General features: G+C 36.7%; 4 protein-coding genes. All 4 read left to right on the forward strand.

Annotated elements, in window-relative coordinates:
- The first annotated feature begins 181 nt into the window (after positions 1-181).
- From INF68_RS14830 to qatD, 4 genes are read left to right on the forward strand one after another with little or no spacing between them, the layout of a single operon-like run.
- On the forward strand, positions 182-2,038 hold the full coding sequence (locus tag INF68_RS14830; RefSeq protein ID WP_126786542.1) for a P-loop NTPase fold protein: 1,857 nt from the start codon (positions 182-184) through the stop codon (positions 2,036-2,038).
- Positions 2,038-2,850, forward strand: a complete 813-nt coding sequence (gene qatB / locus INF68_RS14835; protein ID WP_126786541.1) for a Qat anti-phage system associated protein QatB — start codon at positions 2,038-2,040, stop codon at positions 2,848-2,850. The genes INF68_RS14830 and qatB overlap by 1 nt, the downstream gene beginning before the upstream one ends.
- Positions 2,847-4,115, forward strand: a complete 1,269-nt coding sequence (gene qatC / locus INF68_RS14840; protein WP_126786540.1) for a Qat anti-phage system QueC-like protein QatC — start codon at positions 2,847-2,849, stop codon at positions 4,113-4,115. The genes qatB and qatC overlap by 4 nt, the downstream gene beginning before the upstream one ends.
- Positions 4,112-4,864 (forward strand): Qat anti-phage system TatD family nuclease QatD, encoded by a 753-nt coding sequence (gene qatD / locus INF68_RS14845; protein WP_126786539.1) that lies wholly within the window; start codon positions 4,112-4,114, stop codon positions 4,862-4,864. Before qatC ends, qatD begins: the two co-directional genes overlap by 4 nt.
- The last annotated feature ends 92 nt before the right edge of the window (positions 4,865-4,956 follow it).

Below are 4,956 nucleotides of genomic sequence, written 5' to 3' on the forward strand. Positions count from 1 at the left end.
ATAATATATTCATTCATGAATGAATGTTAAGTATCTATTGAAAATACGTTGAGTCTTCTTTTCTTAACAGTATGCTACTTATATTTGACATATATCAATATTATTAATATTGGTGCGTGACGTAAGAACATAGTTTGCATTAGCTTGTTAAGCTATCACATTAAGAATCTTGGATTAACATATGTGGAATGATGTTGAAGCAAAAGTAGATCTCTTAAATTTTTCTCACGTAGCTGTGGCAGCAGCACAATTAATCAAAGACTCGGATGGTCAACCTTTGACAATAGGTGTCTCTGGTAACTGGGGGACAGGGAAATCATCTTTAGTAAAAATGATTGGCCAAAAGTTGGGTGATGCACCTGATGGAAGGGAGTATATTTTCCTGGAGTTTAATGCTTGGCTATATCAGGGATATGATGATGCAAGACAGGCATTATTAGACGCGGTCGCAGATAGGCTGTTAGTTTTAGCTAAATCGCGGGAGAAAAACATTGATAAAGTCTATAGCTTCATAAAACGTATTAATCTTCTTAAATTGGGTAAAATCCTTGCTCCTATAGGTATTCATGCATTAACAGGTGGAGCAATAGGTGGTCCTGTTGGCGCCATACTTGGAACACTGAGTGGAATAGCTCAGGCTGGAAAGATTGCTGAGTCAGATGTAAAAGATATATCTTCATCCTATAATGACCTAAAACCAGATATTGCTGGTTTATTAAAAGAAAAAAGTGAACAATCACTGCCAAAGGAAATTGAAGGATTAAGAAATGCATTTGCTGATTTGTTAGTAGTTCTTGATGTCACTTTAGTTGTACTTGTCGATGATTTAGATCGATGTCTTCCTGATACAGCAATTAACACATTAGAGGCGATGCGTTTATTATTACATGTGGAAAATACGGCTTTCATTATTGCAGCTGACGAAAGCATGATACGTAGCGCAGTTAGAGCACACTTTAAAGACACGGAAATAAATAACGATCTTGTCACTAGTTATTTTGACAAATTAATCCAAATACCACTTCAAGTTCCTCGGTTAGGTACAACTGAAGTCAAGGCATATCTTATATTATTGTTGGCCGATCTAGCATATAGAAGAAGGAAAATATCTGAATCTGTTTTAAAAGCAGCACAGGAAAAAATTCTTCTTTTAGCAAAGATAGGATGGGCAGGACTCTCTGTAAAGGATATCCGAAATGCATTCGGAAATGAATCGGATAAAATTTCTAGAGAAATAGATTTGGCTGATCAGTTAGCACCAATAATGGCAGGTACTGAGCAGATCTCTGGCAATCCAAGATTAATTAAAAGATTTCTAAACAATTTAGTTATACGAGAAATGATTGCAAAATCTCGTGGAATGACCATTGGATTCGAAGAACTTGTAAAAATTCAATTGTTTGAAAGATGTGCAAGTGCTGCTGGATTTGAATATTTAGCCAAAGAAATTGCTGCCAGTGATGATGGTAAGGCTGGTTTTCTTGCTAATCTGGAAGAGTCTGCACAAAAAGGTGAAACATTATTATTACCTTCCGTCTGGTCTCAGCCATTCTATGAACAATGGATTAAAATGGCTCCACCATTAGGTTCTGTAGATCTCAGACCATTATTACATTTAAGCAAGGATCGACGGGTTGCTATTGCGGCTTATGATGAATTAAGTCAAAATGGTCTTGAGATTTTAGAGGCATTATTTAATGCGACAGCAATTCTACCTATATTGATTGATCAGATAAAGTCTTTAGATGAAAATGAAGCTGAGCGGGTATTTATTCGTTTAGGCCGTAGAGCTAGAACAGAACAATTTAGTTCAGAATCACTTATAAGATGTATAAATGTTACGAAAGCTTTTCCTTCCCTATCGCATCAACTTCTTCTTCTTCTTAAAGAAATACCGGCAAATCATCGTCCAATAGCATTAATTCCAATATTACAAAATGAAGCATGGGCTGAAAGTGAATTACATCAGTGGGCAGAAGATGTTGAGACTCCAACTACTGTTAAAAAAGCTATTTTAGCTAAAAAAGGAAAAAAATAATGGGTACATCTGCTTCTAGCACCGGTCCCGGTTCTAACGTATCGTTTGATCCCCCATGGTTGAACGATATTCCTATTGGTGGTGGAGAAGAAGGAAATAAAAATTCTGAAACTTCCCCCACAGGTACACCGGGACTTGCGCCAACGGCTCGCTTTAGAGCTGCACGTAGAAATATGGGAGTATTTGTTCGCAATGGTGATACAAGAGATTTAGCTCGGGCTGCTGGTCATTATTCCAGAACAGGAATGGGTGGCGCTAAAAATGTAGCTTCTCGAATGAGAACTTCAACGAGAGCCGCAGCTGGACTTGGTTCATTTTTGCAAAGTGTTAGAGACAGAACAGACCTTCAAATAAACAATTGGATGGATGACTTACGTGCAAAGAATCCATCTGCTCAAACTGTAATTGATGCAATAGTTTCACAAATTATTCCTGAAGGAGGAAGTCGAGATGAAGAGTCAGCAAAAGACTCTATGGCTCAAGCTCTCTCTGAGTTGATAGATCTTAATCCAGATATCGATTTATTAGAGTTAAATGATTCTCAAATATGGACTCTTATGCAAATTTTTATTGGACACGAAGCCTGTAATCGGATGTATGCAGATATTGGCCAACTATTCGAAAATGCAAAATATTCCCCAGCAAAAATGGTTCAGAGAACAAATGAAATGAGAGGGTTTCTAAAAAACTCTGTTGCTGCGCAGTTAGAGTCAATGCGGCAGTCATTCCCTAATCCGACGCATCAACAGTTAGAGGTTTTATTAAATGATGCTGTTCAGATGACTTTTAATGTTTTTGAGGGTGAAATATGAATAGAGTTATTTGTTTGCCACAAAACAAAATCCCTAGTACTCTACAGAATAATGCAATATATTATTCAATGTTTACACATTCAGAATTTAAAGGTGTTGGAAGTATCGCAACTGGTTTATTAGATGATCCAGTATTGAAAAAATTAAATCCAAGTTTAGCGGCATGGGATTTTATGACTTTTGCTCTTGCTGTTAATGCGGCAGACTTAGCGATCAAACGATCTAACAGCGCAGATGGTTGGACTCGAATTATAGAGTTAGAGGTGGCACTTCAAAATGTTAAACCCTATATTATAAATAAGTCACTTATCGAGGAAATGTTACGCTCGCTGACAGGGGATTTCTGGCATTTAACATTTTCTGAGGGGGGCTTACCTTATCCAATTCATCCAGAGCCGATACAGTTTGATGCAGATTGTGTATGTTTACTCTCAGGAGGAATGGATAGTCTTATTGGCGCTATTGATCTCACTGCTCAGGGGAAAAAACCTCTTTTTGTCTCTCAGCTGGTAAAAGGAAATCGCGAAGATCAATATTTTTTGGCAAAAGCGCTTAAAGCTGAAAAACGACACCTACTTTTAAATAGTAATATTCGATCTCCTGTAAAAAATGAAATATCAACAAGAGCTAGATCCATAATATTTTATGGCTTTGCAGCGTTAGCTGTATCAGTGGTAAATTCTTCAGAGCCTATAAATTTGTATGTCCCAGAAAATGGATTTATTAGCTTAAATATGCCTCTGAGCCCAGCTAGAATTGGTTCATTAAGTACTAAAACCACTCATCCAGTTTTTCTTAGAAAGTTACAACAACTTTTTGAAGCTTTGAATATAAATGCCAAATTTGTTTCCCCTTATAGATTTTTGACAAAAGGAGAAGCAATGCAACAATGCCTTGATATTCCCTTAATGAATCAATTGATGCCAAAAACGACTAGTTGTGGCAAATATGGTCGTTTAAACGAACACTGTGGTCGTTGTTTACCATGTCTTGTCAGGAGAGCGGCTTTTTTCAAGGCTGGTATTGCAGATCCAACTCCCAGCTATCGTTATAAGGATCTTAAAAAGGGGGCACCTAGAGGTAATGCTAATGATACCCAAGCAGTTGCAATTGCTTATCTTCGTTATCTTTCTGATGGTATAGACTCTTTAAGTGCTGGATCTTTATCTTTCTCTACAGCTTCTGAGAGAAATAAATTTAAACGGGTATTAGAGTCAGGGATTACCGAGTTAGGTGTTTTTTTAAAAAGTGAGGGGGTCATATGATTGATTTCCATAATCATCTTGATCTTTACCCAAATGCTTTATCTTTGCTGGAAAAGGTAGCTAGCAATAATCATTTTATATTAGCTGTAACTACCAGCCCAAAAGCATGGGTTGCAACTTCTAAAGTTTTTTATGGATATTCGAATATAAAAGTAGCACTAGGGCTACATCCAGAAATTGCTGATATAAAATACTCCGAACTAGACTTAATGATAAGTCTTGTTAAAGATTCTGAGTTTATTGGTGAAATAGGCTTGGATGGTTCTTCTCGTTATAAAAACTCTTTTAAAAAACAGAATGAAATAATCAGATTGGTATTGTCAGAATGTGAAAATGTTGGTGGGAGAGTTATAAGTTTGCACTCTCGAGGTGCAGCGGATCAGGTTATGGATGTATTGGAAAGTTATCCCAATGCAGGGATACCGATACTTCATTGGTTTTCTGGAACAATAGGTCAGCTAACTCGAGCAATCAATTTGGGGCTCTGGTTTAGTGTCGGGCCATCAATGTTACAAAGCCAAAAAGGAAAAGTTATCTTAAGTAAGATTCCAATTAATAAAATTCTCCCAGAAACAGATGGTCCCTTTGCTACTCGTAAAACTGGTGAACCATGGACACCAGGCGAAATTGATGATGTTATTATGTCATTAGCTAACATTCATCATCTAACTCCTGATGAGGTTCGTTCTCAGATGATTATTAATACTAATGAAGTCTTGTTTAAGAGCGGATTTAAAATCTCAATTTAATTTTTTAATGAAAGGTATTTTATGGAATTCACGCAAAAAGATAGAGATGACATTGTAAATGACATAAAAAATTGGGTGGATAACTATCCAAA

This window comes from Enterobacter cloacae complex sp. P16RS2, from assembly GCF_014982155.1.
Taxonomy (GTDB): domain Bacteria; phylum Pseudomonadota; class Gammaproteobacteria; order Enterobacterales; family Enterobacteriaceae; genus Enterobacter; species Enterobacter cloacae_M.

Excerpts from the sequence above, each read along its gene's own strand:
- INF68_RS14830 (WP_126786542.1), top strand. The coding sequence starts at position 182 with ATGTGGAATGATGTTGAAGCAAAAGTAGATCTCTTAAATTTTTCTCAC.
- qatB (WP_126786541.1), top strand. The coding sequence starts at position 2,038 with ATGGGTACATCTGCTTCTAGCACCGGTCCCGGTTCTAACGTATCGTTT.
- qatC (WP_126786540.1), top strand. The coding sequence starts at position 2,847 with ATGAATAGAGTTATTTGTTTGCCACAAAACAAAATCCCTAGTACTCTA.
- qatD (WP_126786539.1), top strand. The coding sequence starts at position 4,112 with ATGATTGATTTCCATAATCATCTTGATCTTTACCCAAATGCTTTATCT.